The organism is Pseudomonas rhodesiae (assembly GCF_007858255.1).
Lineage (GTDB): Bacteria > Pseudomonadota > Gammaproteobacteria > Pseudomonadales > Pseudomonadaceae > Aquipseudomonas > Aquipseudomonas rhodesiae.
On record NZ_VFEU01000039.1, the window covers coordinates 15,657 to 33,044 of the forward strand.

20 protein-coding genes and 3 pseudogenes are annotated in these 17,388 nt (G+C 56.8%); 7 read left to right on the forward strand and 16 right to left on the reverse strand.

Annotated elements, in window-relative coordinates:
• Positions 1-157: 157 nt before the first annotated feature.
• The 4 genes from chrA (at position 158) to FIV35_RS27890 (ending at position 3,503) form a co-directional block, all read left to right on the forward strand.
• Positions 158-1,408, forward strand: a complete 1,251-nt coding sequence (gene chrA, locus FIV35_RS27875; protein WP_003117270.1) for a chromate resistance efflux protein ChrA — start codon at positions 158-160, stop codon at positions 1,406-1,408.
• On the forward strand, positions 1,381-1,728 hold the full coding sequence (locus FIV35_RS27880; protein ID WP_223656445.1) for a chromate resistance protein: 348 nt from the start codon (positions 1,381-1,383) through the stop codon (positions 1,726-1,728). The genes chrA and FIV35_RS27880 overlap by 28 nt, the downstream gene beginning before the upstream one ends.
• 79 nt (positions 1,729-1,807) lie before the next feature.
• Positions 1,808-2,419 (forward strand): tetratricopeptide repeat protein, encoded by a 612-nt coding sequence (locus tag FIV35_RS27885; RefSeq protein WP_231980892.1) that lies wholly within the window; start codon positions 1,808-1,810, stop codon positions 2,417-2,419.
• A 238-nt stretch (positions 2,420-2,657) separates the two neighbouring features.
• Positions 2,658-3,503, forward strand: a complete 846-nt coding sequence (locus FIV35_RS27890) for an AraC family transcriptional regulator (protein WP_003464995.1) — start codon at positions 2,658-2,660, stop codon at positions 3,501-3,503.
• A 29-nt stretch (positions 3,504-3,532) separates the two neighbouring features.
• On the opposite strand, the gene FIV35_RS27895 is transcribed toward FIV35_RS27890, so the two are convergent.
• On the reverse strand, positions 3,533-4,051 hold the full coding sequence (locus FIV35_RS27895; protein WP_003464991.1) for a YkgB family protein: 519 nt from the start codon (positions 4,049-4,051) through the stop codon (positions 3,533-3,535).
• Positions 4,052-4,781: 730 nt separating this feature from the next.
• On the opposite strand from FIV35_RS27895, the gene sdhC reads away from it, so the two are divergent.
• Positions 4,782-5,156 (forward strand): succinate dehydrogenase, cytochrome b556 subunit, encoded by a 375-nt coding sequence (gene sdhC / locus FIV35_RS27900; RefSeq protein WP_005005993.1) that lies wholly within the window; start codon positions 4,782-4,784, stop codon positions 5,154-5,156.
• 860 nt (positions 5,157-6,016) lie between these two features.
• On the opposite strand, the gene FIV35_RS27910 is transcribed toward sdhC, so the two are convergent.
• The 5 genes from FIV35_RS27910 to FIV35_RS27930 form a co-directional block, all read right to left on the reverse strand.
• Positions 6,017-6,283: a hypothetical protein gene (locus tag FIV35_RS27910; protein WP_003464988.1), complete on the reverse strand. Its 267-nt coding sequence runs from the start codon at positions 6,281-6,283 to the stop codon at positions 6,017-6,019.
• A 169-nt stretch (positions 6,284-6,452) separates the two neighbouring features.
• On the reverse strand, positions 6,453-6,734 hold the full coding sequence (locus tag FIV35_RS27915; protein WP_003464986.1) for a DUF427 domain-containing protein: 282 nt from the start codon (positions 6,732-6,734) through the stop codon (positions 6,453-6,455).
• Between the two features lie 67 nt (positions 6,735-6,801).
• Positions 6,802-7,074, reverse strand: coding sequence for a glutaredoxin 3 (grxC, locus tag FIV35_RS27920; RefSeq protein WP_005005995.1), 273 nt, complete (start codon positions 7,072-7,074; stop codon positions 6,802-6,804).
• A 453-nt stretch (positions 7,075-7,527) separates the two neighbouring features.
• Complete coding sequence (locus FIV35_RS27925) at positions 7,528-8,274, reverse strand: ferredoxin reductase (RefSeq protein ID WP_002118292.1); 747 nt, start codon at positions 8,272-8,274, stop codon at positions 7,528-7,530.
• A complete protein-coding gene (locus tag FIV35_RS27930; RefSeq protein ID WP_002118288.1) occupies positions 8,267-8,914 on the reverse strand; it encodes a sulfite oxidase-like oxidoreductase in 648 nt (215 codons plus the stop codon). Before FIV35_RS27930 ends, FIV35_RS27925 begins: the two co-directional genes overlap by 8 nt.
• 422 nt (positions 8,915-9,336) lie before the next feature.
• On the opposite strand from FIV35_RS27930, the gene FIV35_RS27935 reads away from it, so the two are divergent.
• Positions 9,337-9,807 (forward strand): TlpA family protein disulfide reductase, encoded by a 471-nt coding sequence (locus FIV35_RS27935; RefSeq protein ID WP_003464979.1) that lies wholly within the window; start codon positions 9,337-9,339, stop codon positions 9,805-9,807.
• 325 nt (positions 9,808-10,132) lie between these two features.
• On the opposite strand, the gene FIV35_RS27945 is transcribed toward FIV35_RS27935, so the two are convergent.
• The 3 genes from FIV35_RS27945 to FIV35_RS27955 form a co-directional block, all read right to left on the reverse strand.
• Positions 10,133-10,423 (reverse strand): DUF1330 domain-containing protein, encoded by a 291-nt coding sequence (locus FIV35_RS27945; protein WP_005005999.1) that lies wholly within the window; start codon positions 10,421-10,423, stop codon positions 10,133-10,135.
• 61 nt (positions 10,424-10,484) lie between these two features.
• Positions 10,485-10,916, reverse strand: a complete 432-nt coding sequence (locus FIV35_RS27950; RefSeq protein ID WP_005006001.1) for a GlcG/HbpS family heme-binding protein — start codon at positions 10,914-10,916, stop codon at positions 10,485-10,487.
• A gap of 72 nt (positions 10,917-10,988) precedes the next feature.
• Positions 10,989-12,002, reverse strand: coding sequence for a zinc-binding alcohol dehydrogenase family protein (locus FIV35_RS27955; RefSeq protein ID WP_002118279.1), 1,014 nt, complete (start codon positions 12,000-12,002; stop codon positions 10,989-10,991).
• Between the two features lie 75 nt (positions 12,003-12,077).
• Here FIV35_RS27955 and FIV35_RS29810 point away from each other — a divergent pair, with 75 nt between their 5' ends.
• Positions 12,078-12,245: a hypothetical protein gene (locus tag FIV35_RS29810; protein WP_016487060.1), complete on the forward strand. Its 168-nt coding sequence runs from the start codon at positions 12,078-12,080 to the stop codon at positions 12,243-12,245.
• Positions 12,246-12,449: 204 nt separating this feature from the next.
• Here FIV35_RS29810 and FIV35_RS27960 read toward each other — a convergent pair whose 3' ends face one another.
• The 7 genes and pseudogenes from FIV35_RS27960 to istA all read right to left on the reverse strand — a co-directional run.
• A complete protein-coding gene (locus FIV35_RS27960) occupies positions 12,450-13,418 on the reverse strand; it encodes a magnesium and cobalt transport protein CorA (protein WP_011979111.1) in 969 nt (322 codons plus the stop codon).
• Positions 13,415-14,064 (reverse strand): annotated as a pseudogene (locus tag FIV35_RS27965) (glutathione S-transferase N-terminal domain-containing protein). Before FIV35_RS27965 ends, FIV35_RS27960 begins: the two are co-directional and overlap by 4 nt.
• 140 nt (positions 14,065-14,204) lie before the next feature.
• Positions 14,205-14,744 carry a peptide-methionine (S)-S-oxide reductase MsrA gene (msrA, locus tag FIV35_RS27970; RefSeq protein ID WP_083377968.1) on the reverse strand — a complete coding sequence of 180 codons (540 nt, stop codon included), beginning with the start codon at positions 14,742-14,744 and terminating at the stop codon, positions 14,205-14,207.
• A 1-nt stretch (position 14,745) separates the two neighbouring features.
• Positions 14,746-15,189, reverse strand: coding sequence for a peptide-methionine (R)-S-oxide reductase MsrB (msrB, locus tag FIV35_RS27975; RefSeq protein ID WP_003464965.1), 444 nt, complete (start codon positions 15,187-15,189; stop codon positions 14,746-14,748).
• Between the two features lie 442 nt (positions 15,190-15,631).
• Positions 15,632-15,783 (reverse strand): annotated as a pseudogene (locus tag FIV35_RS27980) (IS3 family transposase); the annotation flags it as partial.
• 192 nt (positions 15,784-15,975) lie between these two features.
• On the reverse strand, positions 15,976-16,779 hold the full coding sequence (gene istB, locus FIV35_RS27985) for an IS21-like element ISPst3 family helper ATPase IstB (protein ID WP_010454871.1): 804 nt from the start codon (positions 16,777-16,779) through the stop codon (positions 15,976-15,978).
• Positions 16,772-17,388: pseudogene (gene istA / locus FIV35_RS27990) on the reverse strand (IS21-like element ISPst3 family transposase); the annotation flags it as partial. The pseudogene istA and the gene istB, both read right to left, overlap by 8 nt.

Sequence of the window (17,388 nt, forward strand, 5' to 3'; positions counted from 1 at the left end):
TCCTCAGACCGCCGCGCAACCACGCCCGGCCCGTCCGTCTTTCTGGGACATCACCCAAGACGACCTGCTGCTGGCCGCAGGCTTCGGCCGTATTCGACGGCTTGTTGGCCAACTTCCGTATTTGACTGGTTACTGTTGAACTACAAGGAGAAGATCTATGAGCGTTGCGAATGAAGAGTCGTATCGCCCGAGCAAGGCGACGGATGCCACGACTGAAGCCGTCCCTCCACCCATGAGCTACCCACAGCTCTTCGCGCGCTTCCTCAAGTTCGGCTTGCTCGCATGGGGCGGGCCTGTGGCTCAGATCGACATGTTGCGCCGCGAGCTCGTGGACGAGGAACGCTGGATCTCCAGCAAACGCTTCAACAAGCTGCTTGCGGTGATGCAGGTGCTGCCCGGACCCGAAGCGCATGAAATATGCGTTCATTTGGGCATCCGAGCAAAGGGGCGGCTGGGGGGCGTGCTGGCGGGACTCGGTTTCATGCTTCCCGGATTCTTGCTGATGTTCGCGCTGTCCTGGTTGTACTTCCAGATTGAATTCGTGGGTACCGCGCTGGGCGCGGCGTTCCTTGGCGTGCAGGCGGCTGTGATCGCCCTGATCGTGCGCGCCGTGCACCGTATCGGCGAGCACATCCTGCTTGATCGCTGGTTGTGGGTCATTGCCATCGTTTGCGCGCTGGCAGCCATAGGTCGTGTCGACTTCTGGATCACCCTGCCGGCGGGCGGCCTTGTGTACGCCCTGCTCGTGCTGAATCATCGGGCCTCAGCGCTCTTGGTGACACTGGCGGCGGTGGCGCTGGCCGCGGCCGTGGCTTTGTGGGCTGCACCGACAGCGAAGCTTGTGGAAGCGGTCGTTCAGGGCCAGGCCTCGGTGCTGCTCATCTTCGCGTCGGGCCTGAAGGCCGGCTTGCTCACCTTCGGCGGCGCCTACACAGCGATTCCGTTCGTTCGCAACGACGCCGTCGGGCGCGGATGGATGACGGATGGGCAGTTCCTGGACGGCCTGGCGCTGTCCGGTGTGCTACCGGCACCCCTCATCATCTTCGCCACGTTCGTCGGCTATGTGGCGGGGGGGCCGATCGGGGCGGTGGCCATGACGGTGGGTGTCTTTCTTCCGGCCTTTGCGTTCTCGCTGATTTTCTACGACCGGCTGGAGGCGGTCGTGGAGAACAAACGGCTGCACGCCTTTCTGGACGGCGTCGCGGCTGGGGTAGTCGGCCTGATCGGCGCAACCACCATCGACTTGGCGCAGGTCACTGCTGAACGTGTCCCATCGTTGACGGTGGGCATGTCGATTTTCGCCGCAGGCTTGGCATTCCTTTATGCCTGGAAGAACAAGCTCAACGTCGTCGTCGTGATCCTCGCGGCGGGATTGGCGGGGTGGCTGGTATTTCCGAACCAAGGCTGAACCTGATCGAGTCAGCCTTCGTCGCGCCGTTTCCGATCCACCTTGCTGAGGAAGCCAAGATGCCTTACGAACTGAAACCTCTTTCATGCGATCCGGCCAAACTCACCGGCCTGTCCGAGAAGCTGATCGTCAGCCACTGGGAAAACAACTACGGCGGTGCGGTAAAGCGCCTCAATGCCATAGCGAGCCCCGCCATTGGCGGCGCCCTATTCGCCGCCGGCTGGCTGGCGGCGCCGCTGGTGGCCTGCGGCCTACTCAAGGTCGTCTATGACGTTGTGCTTTGGCGCGCTTTTCGGAAGTACGAGGGACCATCCTCTTGAGAGCGCTCGCGCGCAAGCACATGGCGCGGCTTAGCGTACGATTTTTTCCGAATTCTGCGGGCACCCATCTAACAACAAAATGTGGTCTCCGCCAATCAAGGCGCTGACAGATGAAGCTTTAAATGGAAATCCGGGTGAGCTCCAGAGCTTGAGTCTCATAGGTCTGGCTGCGTTTGAAGAGCATCGTTACCAAGATGCTTTAAAATATTGGCATCACGCATTAGCAGAGATGGGTTCCGACCATCCGTCACACGCTGCTTTAGTACAGGCCATTGGAAAGGCAAGAAACGGTCTTTCAGCGGATGAAAAAAACAACAATTTGACGATTAACCATGTTGCTGGCTTGCCACCAACACCGCTCAAGGTACGGGTGGACATTTCCCCGGAAATTTTCGAAAAGGTCGCTTTGGATGACAGTGTGTTCGTTTTCGTACAGACGCTATCGGGCTCCAAGGTACCTCTCGCTACCATACGACTTAAGGTCTCAAGTCTGCCGGCCGAGGTGGAGTTTTCAGGCGCTGATGCAATAGTTACCAGCAACACCTTATCGCAGACAGCCGCGATTCAAGTGACTGCTAGGGTCTCTAGGGGAGGGAAGAGTAGGTCGGGGGAATGGTTGGGCCGAAGCTCGACGACATTAAATTCGAAGAGCGCTAGGCTGAAGCTTACGATCAACCTTCCGGATATCTGATCGACTGCACCGCAAAGTGCTGTTGCCAGGTACTGTAAAATAGAAGAGTGAGCACTTGATTTGCTGGTGCTTTCAAACAACGGTGTTGTTTTTTTAACAGCCGAACTGGAAAGGGAGGCTGAGCTGCTCAGTGATCACTTTATCCGTTGGCTGATTTACGCCGGCATGTTCGCTACAGGCACTGAACGACAACGCAGATGGTATGGTCTGTGCGTTCTGACTCGTCAAGGATCGGCCAATGGATCGTTTGTCTAATTTGCTCTCGCGGTTCGGCGTGCGGGCCAATCTGTTCTATGACGGCGACCTATGCGGCTCTGCATCTTACGATGGCGCCGAGCGGCGAGGTTATATCCATCTGCTTCAGGCCGGCAGCGTGACGTTGCTTGGTCCCGATCGCAAGGATTTGCAGCTCACTCGCCCTAGCTTGATTTTTATGCCACGCCCCGCCAAGCATCAATTGTTTGCGGGTGAGTCCGATGGCGCAAAGTTGTTGTGTGCTTCCATGGAGTTTGAGGGCGGAATTGATAATCCTTTGTCGGCTTCATTACCGGACTGTTTGGTGCTCGCACTCGATGATCTGCCCATGCTGGCAGACACGTTGGAGTGGATGTTTGCCGAGGCGGCAAATGTGCATTGTGGAAGGGAAGCCGCGCTTGAGCGCTTATTTGAGCTCCTAATCATTCTGTTGCTCCGTTACCTGCTCGATCATCACCAGTTGCGCACCGGAATGATGGCTGGACTGGCCGACATGCGGCTTGCCCGATCGCTTTTACAGATGCACAACTCCCCGGAACATGCCTGGTCAATAGCAGAGCTGGCCAGTGAGTCAAATATGTCACGCGCTGCGTATGCCGTGCATTTCAAGAGTGTCATCGGACAGACGCCTGCTGATTATTTGTTGAGTTGGCGAGTTAGCCTGGCTCAGAAGCTGATGCGAGAAGGGCGCTCGATTACGCTGATTGCAGCTCAAGTCGGCTACGAAAGTCCTTCGGCGCTGTCTCGCGCATTTAGACGCAAGACGGGGTTGAGCCCTCGTGACTGGTTGAAAGATCTGGCGGGGGAAAATGATGGCAAAAAGGCCTAAGGCATTACTGCCTTAAGCCATTGAAAAAATTATGCATTAATTTTACGTTTTTCCAGTTCAACCAGCGAATGGCCTGCCACAAATATCGAAACAGCAAGCAACCCTAAGTCTTTAAGCAGAAACTGACCTGGCGCAACGGAAATCGCCGGAAACCCTAAACTAGGCTCAATGACGCCCGGAGTGGAAAACATAAAGCTAAGGGTTGTGAAGAACAGGCCTGCAGACAGAGCGCCTCCTACCACGGATAGTTTGGGCGACAGCATGCGGCCTGCGATCAGAGTGCCGATCGAAATCTCTAGTATGCCGAGCAGGCTGGAGAACATGTCGACCGAAAAAATGCTATACACCCATCCCAAAAGCGGGCTGTTGCTCACCAGTGGAACCAGGCCCTCGGCCTCGTAGTGGGTAAATTTCATGCCGCCGAACCAGAAGTAAATAATAGCGAGAGCCAAGTACGCGCCATAGATACCTAGCCCCATAGTTTTGGTTCCAAGCGTTAAGTGGGCCTGTACGCTGGACTTCGAGTTTTCAATGCCTATGGTTTTCATGTCTGAGCTTCCAGTAGTGAGTGAGAGTGTGTTGGCTGCCGAACGCCGTATGCGTTGGCGATGAGATGATTATGGCTGGCATCTCTAATCAAGAGGCATCAGAAAGTATTGATTTCAGTGCAGATCGTCTTGGGCGGTGCAATTCGCGATGAAGGGATCGCCGTGGAGAGCGATGAGTGCACTATTTCGATAAAGGAGTCGTTTTACATAGGTCGATGAAGCGCGTTGCGGCATCGCCTACTGTCATTTCTCAAATCTGACTATGGGGCTTGGGGCGAAGGGCGGCACTGACTAGGCTTAGAACAGCTACCAACTAGCCGCGCGGCCGCGATGCACAAAGAATGGTAACTGAGCCGTGAGTGCGGTGGGCGCCCGCATTTATTTCCAAACCCTACAGATACATCGATCTTCGACTTCAACCGGGCAGATAGCTGTTGCAGCAAGCCTATCAATCGACTTTGACGTGTTAAAGAGGATAGGTTTTCCAGGGTTGGGGAACAGCATGCCCTGCAGAACGACACACGTCACTTTTGTTAAATTAATAAGCTAGCTACCTATTGGGCATAACCTTGCAATTTGCTTCAATTTACGCACATGCACTTGCGACCTCAAAATGCAACGTAAGCCCCGAATATCTCCATTATTGTCGCCGCCAGCCTTAGTTACAGCTGCTATGATGAATGAGATCGAAAACTGAAATCCCCCACTAGAATTGTTGACTGGAGTCAAAATGAATAAAAAGCGGCCGGTTAATCTTGATATTCGAACCATTCAGCTTCCTCTCACGGCGCTTACATCGATTCTGCACCGGATTTCAGGAATTATGCTCTTTATTTTTCTGGGACTGATACTGTATATGCTGAGCAAATCGTTGGAGTCAGAAAAGGGTTTTAATGAAGTCAAGGAGATTTTTTCTTCACCTTTCGGCAAAGTTAGTTTCTGGTTGGTATACTCTTCATTTATTTATCATCTCGTAGCCGGAATTCGACACCTAGTTATGGATGTGGGTGTTGGTCATACTTTGAAAGGCAGCAATCGCGCCTCTACTATTGTTTTAGTAGTGTCGGGTGTTTTAATGGTTGCTGGCGCCGTATGGATTTGGTAGCTGTGGAGTCGTAATGCGTATTTACAAGGACTAAAAGCGTCCTTTAAAGCTAACTTACGAAAGTATTTATAATCGACGGTTCACGCTTAAACGGTTGAATCCTTTCGGGCTTCCGAATAGCTGTTAGCTGAAAGCTATCATGAGCTAAGTTTTCTGTGCATCATCAAATGTGTTAATGGGAGCGCCATAGTACTAGGTACAAATATGGCTCTAGGACAATGTTAGATGTTTTGGATTTTGAGGCGGATCGCTCTTATCGAAGATCGTCTAATTCGCTCTGAAGCGCAGGTTTTTTGAAACTATCACCTGGTTGGCACACTGTGCGAATCAACATCAGATATGAGAAAGCCAATCAGGTGAACACTACCCTCGAGGGCTCATCTGTCCAGTTAAAGCCTCGAGTCTTTCTGGGTGCGCAAAAGACAAGAAGGTTATATGGGAAAATTATGAGGCCTGGATACCATGCGTCATGGGCGTGCCGATGCTGTGAGTGACAGAGCGAGAAGCAAGTGAAAGTCCCTGAAGTAGGGGCGGGATGCGCCCGAGTGGCATTTTTTGTCTTAAGGTAGATCGCGTAGCTGTTCTTCAGAATAATCTTCAGAGCGTTGACGACAGCCATCGCTGTGCATTCCTCAAGAATAGAATGTGTCGGAAGGGTGGCGTCATTGGTGTTAGTCATCGCTTAGGATTTCTCAATCTGGCTTACACGGGCGCCTGTACCGATATCCCCGCGGATGGCGACGTATCGATGTTGAATTCCTCGCCAGACGAAGTGCAATGAGCTGCGGCTATAGGCTTGCGCAGCCTTAGATAGCCGGCCGTCGCAGGCGCGCCGGTTGGCCGGGATCTTCTTCTGCCCGTCAGGTGTCCGGTCGGAACTCCAGCACGAACGCTACGACCTTTTCGGCGGACATTTCGCACGGCTTCAACAATGTCCTATCTGATGTAACGCGGAAGAGGTTGAAGCTGACAATGTCAGTCCCGTCCAACTCCCTGGCGAACAGACTGTTGCGACGTCCGTCCCCAGATCGCCGGACGATCAAGCTGAAACGCCGGCCTTCATAAGTCCCTTCTCTGTATCCCTCCGCAAGCTTCGCGAAAGCGGCATCGAACTCGGAATGCTCCATGTCATCCATCCTTATTGATAGAACAGAGGCGCGGCGGGTGCGAGACCGCCAGTGCCGGGTCGCGCTAAGGTGCCGGGCAGATTCCTGCAGCCGACGAGGCCCGGGGTGGGCAGGATAATTGAGATGTCGGCGCCCGCATGGCTATCAGCGAAGTCGTCCGTCCAGTCTGCTAGGCAACGTCCACGCCTTTCCAGAAAGCGATGTAATCCCGGATACCCTCGGCATCCGGAGTGGGGGCGGGATAGGTCCAAGCGGCGTTCACGTTGAGCGCGTCACCCGCGCGAACATGAAAGAAGCGCGCGGCGCCTTTGATCGGACAGACAGATGTGTGCGGGCTCATCTCAAGCAGGCTCAGGTCGACTCCTGACGGTGGGAAGTAGTGATTTCCCTCGACGATGACTGTTTCGTCGCTTGTGGCGATAGTAGTGTCTTTCCAGATGGCTGAGACCAACGGACTCTCCTTTTGTATTCATCAACCGGCGAAGGCTCGCGGGCTGGCTGCCCCAAGCCGCACCTCCTCAGGTGGCAGGCGGGTTGCGCCCGAGAAGTTTGTCGAGCTCGCCTCTGACATCGAGCGCGAATAGCTCATCGGAGCCACCGATAAGGGTGCCATTGATGAAGATCTGCGGCACGGAGCTTCGCCCCGACGCTTCCGCCATGGCCTGCCGGTGAGCCGGATCCGCCTCAATATCGAGCTCCTTCCATCGCACGCCCTTTTCCTTGAGGAGCGCCTTCGCTCGGCGGCAGAACGGGCACCAATTCGTGGTGTACAGCAATACATCAGTTGTCATATTGCATCTCCGGCAGTTGCACGCGGATCGCTGTCATGGCGTTGATCTCCAATTCGCGGCGTTCAAAGATGGCGACTGCACCTTGGCCGACATCGGAGCAGATGCTGACGATTGGCCGCTATCCAGGCGACATGGCCCAAAGTGCTTTCACCGCCAGGCAGAGGCCGCACGCGCCTCCTGTAGCGCCGAGCCGATGCTCTAAGGTAACCGAGCCTCGATTGGGACGGAAGCGGTCCCGCTCGAATCGCCCATCATGCTGGTCGAGCATATCAGGACGACGGATAGTGCAGGAACTTTCAAATTGAGCTTGATGTCGAGCCAGGTATCGCGAGCGAAGGCGTTCTAGAGGCCGGGGGGTACGAAGACTGTGTTCGGCAAAACGGTTCACGTTGATCGCCAAAGCTTCCCAGGGCGCACGTCTACGATCGGCGCGACGTGAGATAGCTCGCGCCGCTAGCCCCCGTAGCGCTCCGTCTTGATGATGGAGGCGTCCAAGCCCGCCAGCAGCGCGCTATCGGTTGCGATGTTGACGAATCCGTTAGACCCGCAGACGAACACTTGCGTCGGCTTTCCCTGAAGCCTGGTTAGAATTTCTTGGACCATCATGCCGTCGATCCGTCGCGCAAAGTCCGATGCGCGAACCGGTTTCTCGCGCGTAATCGCGAGCGCCAGGACGAACGCCGGATCGCTGATTTCGATGCAATGAAGTTCTTCTGAGAAGAGAACGTCCTCGGCGGTTCGTGCGGACAGGAGCAACGCTGTCGGAACGGCTTGGGCCAATGCGCGGCGCTGCCGGATCATTGCCATCAACGGCACGAGGCCGGAGCCTCCCCCGATCAACAGAACCGGATCTATGGCAGGCTCAGGCCAAAGGAAATGGCCACCGAGCGGACCGCGAACTTCGATTTCGTCACCAATCGCCGCGATGTCGTGAAAAAACGGCGAAACTTCGGCATCCGGCATGCGCTCGATAGCTATCTCGACGATCGGGGTCGAAACTGCCGATGACGCGATCGAGTAGCTGCGCATTGCACTGTAGCCGTCGGGCGCGGTCAGCCGGATATCGACGTGCTGACCTGCGGTGTGCGCGAACGGCTTGCTCAACCGAAGGAAGAAGCTCTTGATACTCGGTGTTTGCTGGATGATGTCGTCGATCACGCATGATTGCCACGAACGGACTTGCGCTTCGTTTTCAGTCATGGGTGTATCGTTGTTCGCGCCACGGATCGCCGTAGATGTGATAGCCGTGCAGCTCCCAAAAGCCGGCCTCGTCACGCGTCGTGAATTGCAGCGCATTCACCCATTTGGCGGATTTCCAGAAGTAAAGGTGCGGCACTAGAAGACGCGCCGGCCCCCCATGATCGCGGGAAAGTGGCTTGCCCGCATAACTGAGGGCGACCATCGCTTTCCCGGAAAGCAGATCCGTCAGAGGGACGTTTGTCGAATAATTATCGTAGCAGTGCGCCAAGACGAAATCGGTAGGCCGATCAAGCTCTGCATCTGCAAGGATGTCTTCAATGAGTACACCCTCCCAAACGGTATCCAGTTTGGACCAAGAGGTGACGCAGTGAATATCCTTTGTCACCTGGGTCTTTGGTAGAGTGTTGAATTCGCCCCAATTCCACGTTTTGACGGGCTTCGGACCAATTTTGACTGTGAATTTCCAGTCGGAGGGCTCTACCCTCGGCGTAGGGCCGGCCGACAGAACAGGGAAATCCTCCACCAGATGCTGACCTGGCGGAATCCGATCGGACTGGTCGCCTGAACCGCGACCGGTGAAACCTCTGGTGACCATAGTGACCCCTCTTGCTCGATACGGCAGACCGAAGCCGGCCTTCATTTCAGTACTCTGCGTAAAGCATTTGCCCGCACATCCGCCGAATAAGCCAATCGACTAAAAATCAGATACAGATGCTCTATCATCGTAAAAAATCGCGTATCGAACATAGCGTCAGGCCAGCATGATTCCCAATACCCAATGGCTATAGGGTAGATAACCCCAAGGCTGCGTACGCTGATCTGCGGTATGCGGAGCGGAAGTTGCAGGTTCGCTCTCAAACGGATGGGCAGCGTGCAAAGCTCAAGGCTCACCAGCGCATGGTTGCCCAGTTCGCGCTCGCCGGCAGCTTGAGTATATTAAGGACGAAATGTCGATCTGATCTATTCTGGCTTCAGGAAATAGGGAAAATAAGGTCGGACGTTCGCGCACCGTCGCGACGCGCGATCATCCACTAAGCTTCTGTATCGGGGTTGGAGGATCAGATGAACGAGATCGAACGACAAGCGCCTGAGCTGCGGGTGCAAAAATGGATTGGCAAAGATGGGGAAAGTATCGCGCCGTTCAAACTGTCAGATATCGGGCCCGGCCCGAAAATCTTGTTTGCCTTCCAGCATTGGTGCCAAGGTTGCCATTTGCATGGGTTTCCGACGCTACAAAAGTTGCATGCAGCGTTGAGCTCAAAAGACGTGGGGTTCGCAGTGATCCAGACCGTCTTCGAAGGAACGCATGAGAATACCTTCGAGAAGTTGCGCGTGAACCAGCTCAAGTATGAGCTTCCTATCGTTTTCGGTCACGACGAGCAACCGACCGGCTCGCCGTTTCCAACCTTCATGGAAGACTACCGCACACGAGGAACTCCGTGGTTTACGGTTATCGACGCTGGCGGTAGCATTGTTTTCTCGGACTTCCATCTCGACGCGGAGCGACTAGTGAAGCAACTTGAGCAAGGTTAATCGTTGGAAGGTGGGCAATCATCCTGATTGCCACCCATCCCCTGATGCCCACTACAGGCGTTGCGCGCTGTAACTCTGTTGATCAGCGTGCGAAAACCCGGATCCGGATAGGAGGAGCGTCAACGATTGAATCAATCCGTTGGGAGAGGGCGGCTCCGCTCCGTCAGCTCGGCAATAGATAACCCATTCTCGCCGAGCAACTCTCTGATCCGATCGACGATATGAGCCCCTAGCGCCGCTGTCTTGGTCCCCCCCACAGATTCCCAAGATGCGAGTTCACACGCCGATACCTCGTGGTCAGCGCCGAAGTGCTTCTGTCGGTATGTCACCGCCGCCCTTCAATGATAAAGGCGCGGTAACGGGAACCGGCAAAGCGTTGAGCAGCGATGGTTTGGTAGGCGGGACTGTCATACCAGTCGCGAGCGGCCTGCATCGTCGGGAAACGCAAGATTACGGCCCCTTCGATGGGCGGCCCCTCCAAATGCTGGATCGCGCCATAAGCGGCGAGAAAGGTAACGTCGTGACCATCGAACGATGGTCCGACGCCTGCAGAATAGGTTGCGAGTGCATGTGGGTCGCTGGTTTCTTCCCGCGTAAAGACGACGAACGCTTCCATCATTAGGCCTCTCAAAGGTTGGATCTGTTGGCCATTACCACCGGTGATGGCCTCACAGTCGTCAGGCTGGCAACTGGAACCCGATTTTCATGAGTGCCTCGACGCACGCATCCTGATCCTGCTGATAGTTGCCTCCGGAGATGCCTATGCCGCCGATCAACTTCCCATCCTCCAGAATCGGATAACCGCCGCCGACAGCGACCATCCGAGGGCGATAGGCTAGCGGCGCCACTTTTGGATCGTTGGTCACATAGTCGTTCCAGACATGGGTCGGGAACCCAAACGAGGCGGAACTCCAGGCCTTGTCGATGGCAACATCGACGGTAAGGAACGGCGCATCGTCGGTGCGCTCGAACGCGCGCAGGTTACCGGTGGCGTCGACGACGGCGACGGCAGCCGGGATGCCGATGGCACGGGCCGCAGCGAGCGCCGCGTCGATGAGGGCGACTGCGGTTTCGCGGTTGATCGAGGCGGTGGCAATAGATTTGGTCATGGGATTCTCATCGCTGGGGCATAACCCGTTCGGCTTTTTGAGGTTGGACAAGATGTTTGGCGATCGCGGTCGTTAGAAGCCTTCGAGGACGATCTTGCCTTTAGCCGCGCCACTTTCGATCAGTGCATGCACCGTCTTCAGATTGGCGGCATTGATCGGCGACAGTCGCCGGGTCAGCGTCGTGCGGATTTTGCCGTCGTCAACCAGCGCTGCCATCGCATCCAGAATCTCGCCCTGCTCATTCATGTCGGGCGTGCCGTAGATCGACCGCGTGAACATCAGCTCGTGGTGGATCGACACCGCCTTGCGCTTGAAAACCATGATATCGAATGCCTTGGGATCGTCGATCAGTCCGAACCGTCCTTGTGGGGCGATCAGTTCGGCGATGTCGGCGACATGTTGCTCGGTATGTGTGGTCGAAAAGACGAAAGCGGGAGCACCGATGCCGAGTTCGGCGATCTGTGGCGCGAGCGGACGAGAATGGTCGATGACGTGGTGAGCTCCAAGCCCTCTTACCCACTCTTGGGTTTCCGGTCGAGAGGCTGTGGCGATGACGGTGAGGTCCGTGCGCTGTCGCGCGATCTGGACGGCGATCGACCCAACCCCGCCCGCGCCACCGATGATGAGGATCGCCTCCGCCGCACCGGGTACGGGCTTCGCCACGTCCAGGCGGTCGAACATCGCCTCCCAGGCCGTCAACGTCGTCAGCGGCAGCGCCGCCGCTTCCGCCCAGGAGAGCGACGCAGGTTTGTGACCGACAATCCGGGCGTCGACGAGATGGAACTCCGCATTGGTACCGGGCCGTGTGATCGATCCGGCATAATAGACCTCGTCGCCTAACTCGAACTGCGTGACGTCGGGGCCGACCTCGCGCACAATCCCGGCGGCATCCCATCCCAGCACCTTCCAATCGCCATCTGCCGGCGGCGTGCTGTTGCGGACCTTGTAGTCGACCGGGTTGACCGAGACGGCCTTCACCTCAACCAGGATATCGTATCCTGCAGCGACAGGCCGAGGCAGATTGATGTCGACCAGCGCGGCATCCGCGGCGATGGGTCCCGGAACCTTGTAACCAATGGCTTTCATAAATGTCTCCAGCTTGCTTGATCGGATGACGCGAATGCTCGTTAGTCAACTTCTTCTACATTGAGGTCCCGACTCTTGAACTGGGTCGCGGTAGCAGATTTCATCGAACACGTCGATCAACAGGCCCTTATGCTCGGTCGCCGGATCGGTGATCGCGTAGAGGGTGGAGGCGTTATCGCCATCATCACCGCTTCCGAGGCGAAACGCCGCGTCGACGCAGATGCCGCACGGACCGATGGTTGATCCTGGCTCGAGATCGACGAGATTGCTGTCCTTGACGCGCTATTCGCGGTCTTAGCCCTTGGCGATGAAGGACTGAACTGCTTGTAGAGCGTCGGTCAGCTGCTATGTCATGGACGCACCTTCATCTTGAGTTGGATTGGACAAGCTTCCGTATAAGGCCCGCTGTAACCGTCAGATGACGGCGAAGAAAACGATGGGCAGTATTCACAGCCACTTAGCCTTCTTGAAGCGCACAAATAGGAAAACGCACGATATCGCTATCACTCCGAGCACGACAAAGTATCCGTAGGCCGTGTCCAGCTCCGGCATGTGCTTAAAGTTCATGCCGTATATTCCAGCGATCGCCGTCGGGACTGCCAGTATTGCCGCCCAGGCCGCGAGCTGGCGGGTGACCACACCGATCCTTTGCGCTTCCAGAAGGCTGCTGGCCTCAAAGACCGTGGACAGGACAAGCAGGAGGCCGTCGACCATGGACTGCACGCGGTGGACATGGTCCGCGACGTCGTGGAAATATGGTGTCATTTCGGCGCTGATGCAGGGAAAGTGGCCGCGAACGAGCTTTCGCACCAGCTCGGCCATAGCCCTGAGCGTGCGCTGGAACCGCGTGAGTTCGGACCTTAGTTCGAAGATTCGCGCCACCTCTTCTGGCCCGAGGAAATCGTGCAGCGACCGTCGCTCCATCGCCAGGACGTCGTCCTCGATCATTTCGAAGATGGGCAGATACTGGTCGACCACGCGATGCAAGATCGCGTGCAGCACATAGTCGACACCCTTGCCGAACTGCGTCGGCGATGCCTCGAGTTGCTCCCGAAGTTTGCCCAGCGCTCCGGCATTGCCGTGCCGCACGGTGATAAGGTGATTGTGACCGGTGAAGATCGCCATCTTGCCGTAGCTGATCCGGTCGCCGACCAGCTCGGCGGTCTGCGCGACGACGTACAACTCATCGTTGTAGACCTCGAGCTTGGGCGGGCACAGCGGGTGCATCGCGTTGTCGATCGCCAACGGATGAAGATTATATGTCCTTTGGATCGCGAGTAGTTCCTCGGGGGTGGGTTCGCTAAGCGCGATCCAGCAGAAGCCCGAGCGACTCTCGCCCAACTTGACGTGCTCATCGAGCGCGATTTCGCGAACTCGCTTGCCTTCGTTGTAATAATAGGCGGCGATGATGCTCATGCTGGCCTCGCGGGAATGTGGAGGCCACGCTGGACGGCCGGTCGAGCCAGCCCGCGTCCAAGCCATGCGCGGACGTTCGAAAAGCTGCTGAGGCCAAGGATGTCACCCGCAGCGTAGAATTCCACCAGCGCATTCACCCAGCCGAGCGTCGCGATGTCCGCGATCGAATAGTCGTCGACGATCCAGTCGCGGCCTTCCAGCCGGCGATCCAGAATCCCCAGCAGACGCGTGGATTCGTCGATAAAGCGCTGTTGCGGCCGCTTGTCCTCATAGTCCTTGCCGCCAAATCGCAGGAAGAAGCCGAGCTGACCGAACATCGGCCCGATGGCCGACATCTGAAAGAACACCCACGCTAGGGTCTCGTAACGCTGGCCTGGTTCGGTGGAGATGAACTGACCCGTCTTGTCGGGCCAGCCGGATCGATGATCGCCGGTATGCGTCCGTTCGGGTTCAGCGACACGAACGCCGGATCCTTCGACTCGTTGTTCGAGATGTCGATCAGGTGGGGCTCGTACGCCAGGCCAGTCTCCTCAAGCATGATCGAGACCTTGACGCCATTGGGCGTAGGGGCTGCGTAGAGTTGCAGGCGATCGGGATGAGATGCCGGCCAGCGCTGCGTGATCGGAAAGGACGAGAGGTCTGGCATAAATCTGCGATCCTGGTGTTGCGATGGCGACTGACTGGAACGAGCCGTCACTCTGAAGTAGGGTTCGATGACCGCGTCGCTGAACGACGCGGTCACGAAGATTGCGGACCGGACCGGCGCAGTGGCAACGGCAGTGAAGCCTATTCCGCCGCGGTCCCGGCCGCTGGCTGTACGTCGTCAACCTTTTGGCGCTTCGGAAGCACCCAGCCGGGACGGACGAAGTGGCAGGTGTAGCCGCCCGGGCGCTTCTCCAGATAATCCTGGTGATCGGGCTCGGCCTCCCAGAACTCGCCGACCGGCTGGACCTCGGTCACCACTTTGCCATCCCACAGCCCCGAGGCATCCAAATCGGCGATCGTATCTTCGGCGACGCGCTTCTGCTCCTCGTCGACATAATAGATGCCCGACCGGTAGGAGAGCCCACGATCATTGCCCTGGCGGTTCAGCGTCGTCGGATCGTGGATCTGGAAGAAGAATTCCAGGATGTTCCGGTAGCTCGTCACTGTCGGGTCGAAGACAATCTCGATCCCCTCGGCATGCGTGCCGTGATTACGATACGTGGCGTTCGGAATATCGCCGCCCGTGTAACCCACACGGGTCGAGATGATGCCGGGCCGCTTGCGGATCAGATCCTGCATGCCCCAGAAACATCCTCCTGCGAGAACAGCGCGCTGATGCATGTTAAGCCTCCTCTACTTGATCGAGATATTCACCGTATCCCTCGGACTCCATCTCGTCGCGCGGGATGAAGCGAAGGGACGCTGAGTTGATGCAGTACCGCAGACCGCCGCGGTCGGAAGGACCATCGGGGAACACATGGCCGAGATGACTGTCTGCGTGTACTGACCTGACCTCCGTCCGGACCATGCCGTGTGCGCTGTCCCGCACCTCGTTCACGTTTGCCGAAACGATCGGCTTGGTGAAGCTGGGCCAGCCAGTACCCGAATCGAACTTGTCCGTCGAAGCGAACAGTGGCTCTCCCGACACTATGTCGACGTAGATGCCAGGCTCCTTGTTGTCGTTGTACTCGCCCGTGAAGGGCCTTTCGGTGCCCGCCTCCTGGGTAATTCGGTGTTGCTCGGGAGTCAGGTGGTCGATTGCTGTCTGTGACTTTTCAAACTTCATTACAGTCTCCAATACTTATCTAGAGGGCCAGGCACGCTACCGCTAATTTTTTATGTCTCCTGATTTGCTCCTACAATGGTAGTGGGATGGCAAACGAGGTTTTACTAAGTGTTGGAAAATTAGAGATTTAAATTTCGCGTCTATTAATTCTAGCGCAACTGAGTGGTTAAGCAAGTACGTAATCAGTAAATATTAAAAAAATAACACAAAAGCACGATTATATAATACAGTGTCAGTGTTTTATGATAATCAACAACGCCTGTTTAGATGCTGGTAGATGCGAATTTTTTGGCGTACAGTCAAAATTTTCTGATGGTTGCTTAGTGTGTAATTTGGTATTTTAGGGCTGCCCCATTTCGGTTGTCGTAGCTCTAATAGCATTTTGAAATCGCCAAGCGTCTCCAAATAGGACTACCCCCGCTCCAATACACATTTCCCAGTCTCATAACGAGGCACTTTCAAAGGCCTCGGGACTGACGCCGCCCAAGTGACTATGGCGGCGGGTTCGGTTGTAAAAACTTCGATGTAGTCGAACACATCAGCCCTGGCCAGGTCGCGGGTTTTATAGATGCGTTTGCGAATGCGCTCTTTCTGTTGGCGCTGATGGAAAATTGACCCACCCTGCCGATTGAAATTTGACCCAGGGCGGATTGCTGATTTTGTTACCAGCAACTGTGGATAAGTCTACCAGCGCAGCTGCTGTTGCCCCCACTCCTTCGCTAGCCCAGTTCAGTTGTTTAAGACCTGCCACACGCAGCCATGTAGCAGGCCGTCGTCGCCATGAAATCAGAACGGCTCATCGTCCTCCGGTTCCTGGCCGCCCTTACGCTTTCGCTCCCGTGATTTGATCTTGGCCTGGGCCGCCAAGCTACTGTGTTGCAGGCGATAGGACTCGTTACCGGTTTCGACGATGTGGCAGTGGTGGGTCAGCCGATCCAGCAGGGCGGTGGTCATCTTGGCGTCGCCGAACACGCTCGACCATTCGGCGAAGCTCAGGTTGGTGGTGATCACCACGCTGGTGTGTTCGTACAGCTTGGATAGCAGGTGAAACAGCAACGCACCGCCGGCCTGGCTGAAGGGCAGATAACCCAGTTCGTCGAGGATGACCAGATCCATGCGCAGCAGAGCTTGGGCGATCCGCCCGGCTTTGCCGTCGTGCTTTTCGCGCTCCAGCAGATTGACCAGATCGACCGTGGAGTAGAAGCGCACGCGCTTGCCGTGCCGGGTGATGCCGGACACGGCCAGCGCAGTGGCCAGGTGGGTTTTACCGGTGCCAGGCCCACCGATCAGCACCACGTTCTGCGCGGTGTCGGTAAAGGCCAGACTGGCCAGTTCGCTGATCAAACGAGCGTCTGCGCTGGAGGCGCTGAAGTCGAAGCCGGCCAGGTCGCGGTGCATCGGCAGCTTGGCCATGTTCATCTGGTGGCTCACCGAGCGCATGGCGCGATCTGTGTGCTCTTGTTCCAGCAGGTGTTCGAGCAGCCACTTGGACGAGGCTGTGTTCGACTCACCCTGCGCAGTCAACTCCGCCCAGGCCGTGGCCATGCCGTGCAGGCGCAGCTCCTTGAGTTCCGCCATCAAATCACGCATGACCGATCTCCTCGGTCTGGCCACGCAGGCGGTCGTAGCGCGCCGTGTTAGCGACGGGGGCTTCCTTGAGCGACAAGTGGGTTTCGACGCTGGGTGGTGGTTCGGTCGCGGCCAGGCGCGCCACGACATTGAGGATGTGTTCGGCGCTCAGGCTGCCGCTTTCCAGTACCAGCTCAACAGCCACCAGCACCGCATCGAGCCCGGCGACCGGTACGGCAGCCAGAACTTGCGCCATGATCCGGTCACCGCCGGCATGACGCCCCAGACCGTGCTTAAGCTGACGCAGCGGCGCCGGCAGATCAGCAAAGGGCGCGCCGTTGCGCAGCGCACCGGGCTTGCGTTCGATCAGCGGGAGGTAGTGCTGCCAGTCATAGCTGACCTGGTCGCGATCCAGCAAGCGGACATGGCTGGCGATCAGCGCGTCGTCAGCCACCACCTCGATTCGCGTCGGATACAAACGGCTGCTGACCCACTTACCCGCATACTCACACGGCACCGAGTAGCGGTTGCGCCCGACGCTGACCAGGCAGGTGCTGGAGACCCGCGCAGGCCGCTCGACGTAACCGTCGAATGGCGCTGGCACAGGCATCAGTTCAGCGCGCTCCAACT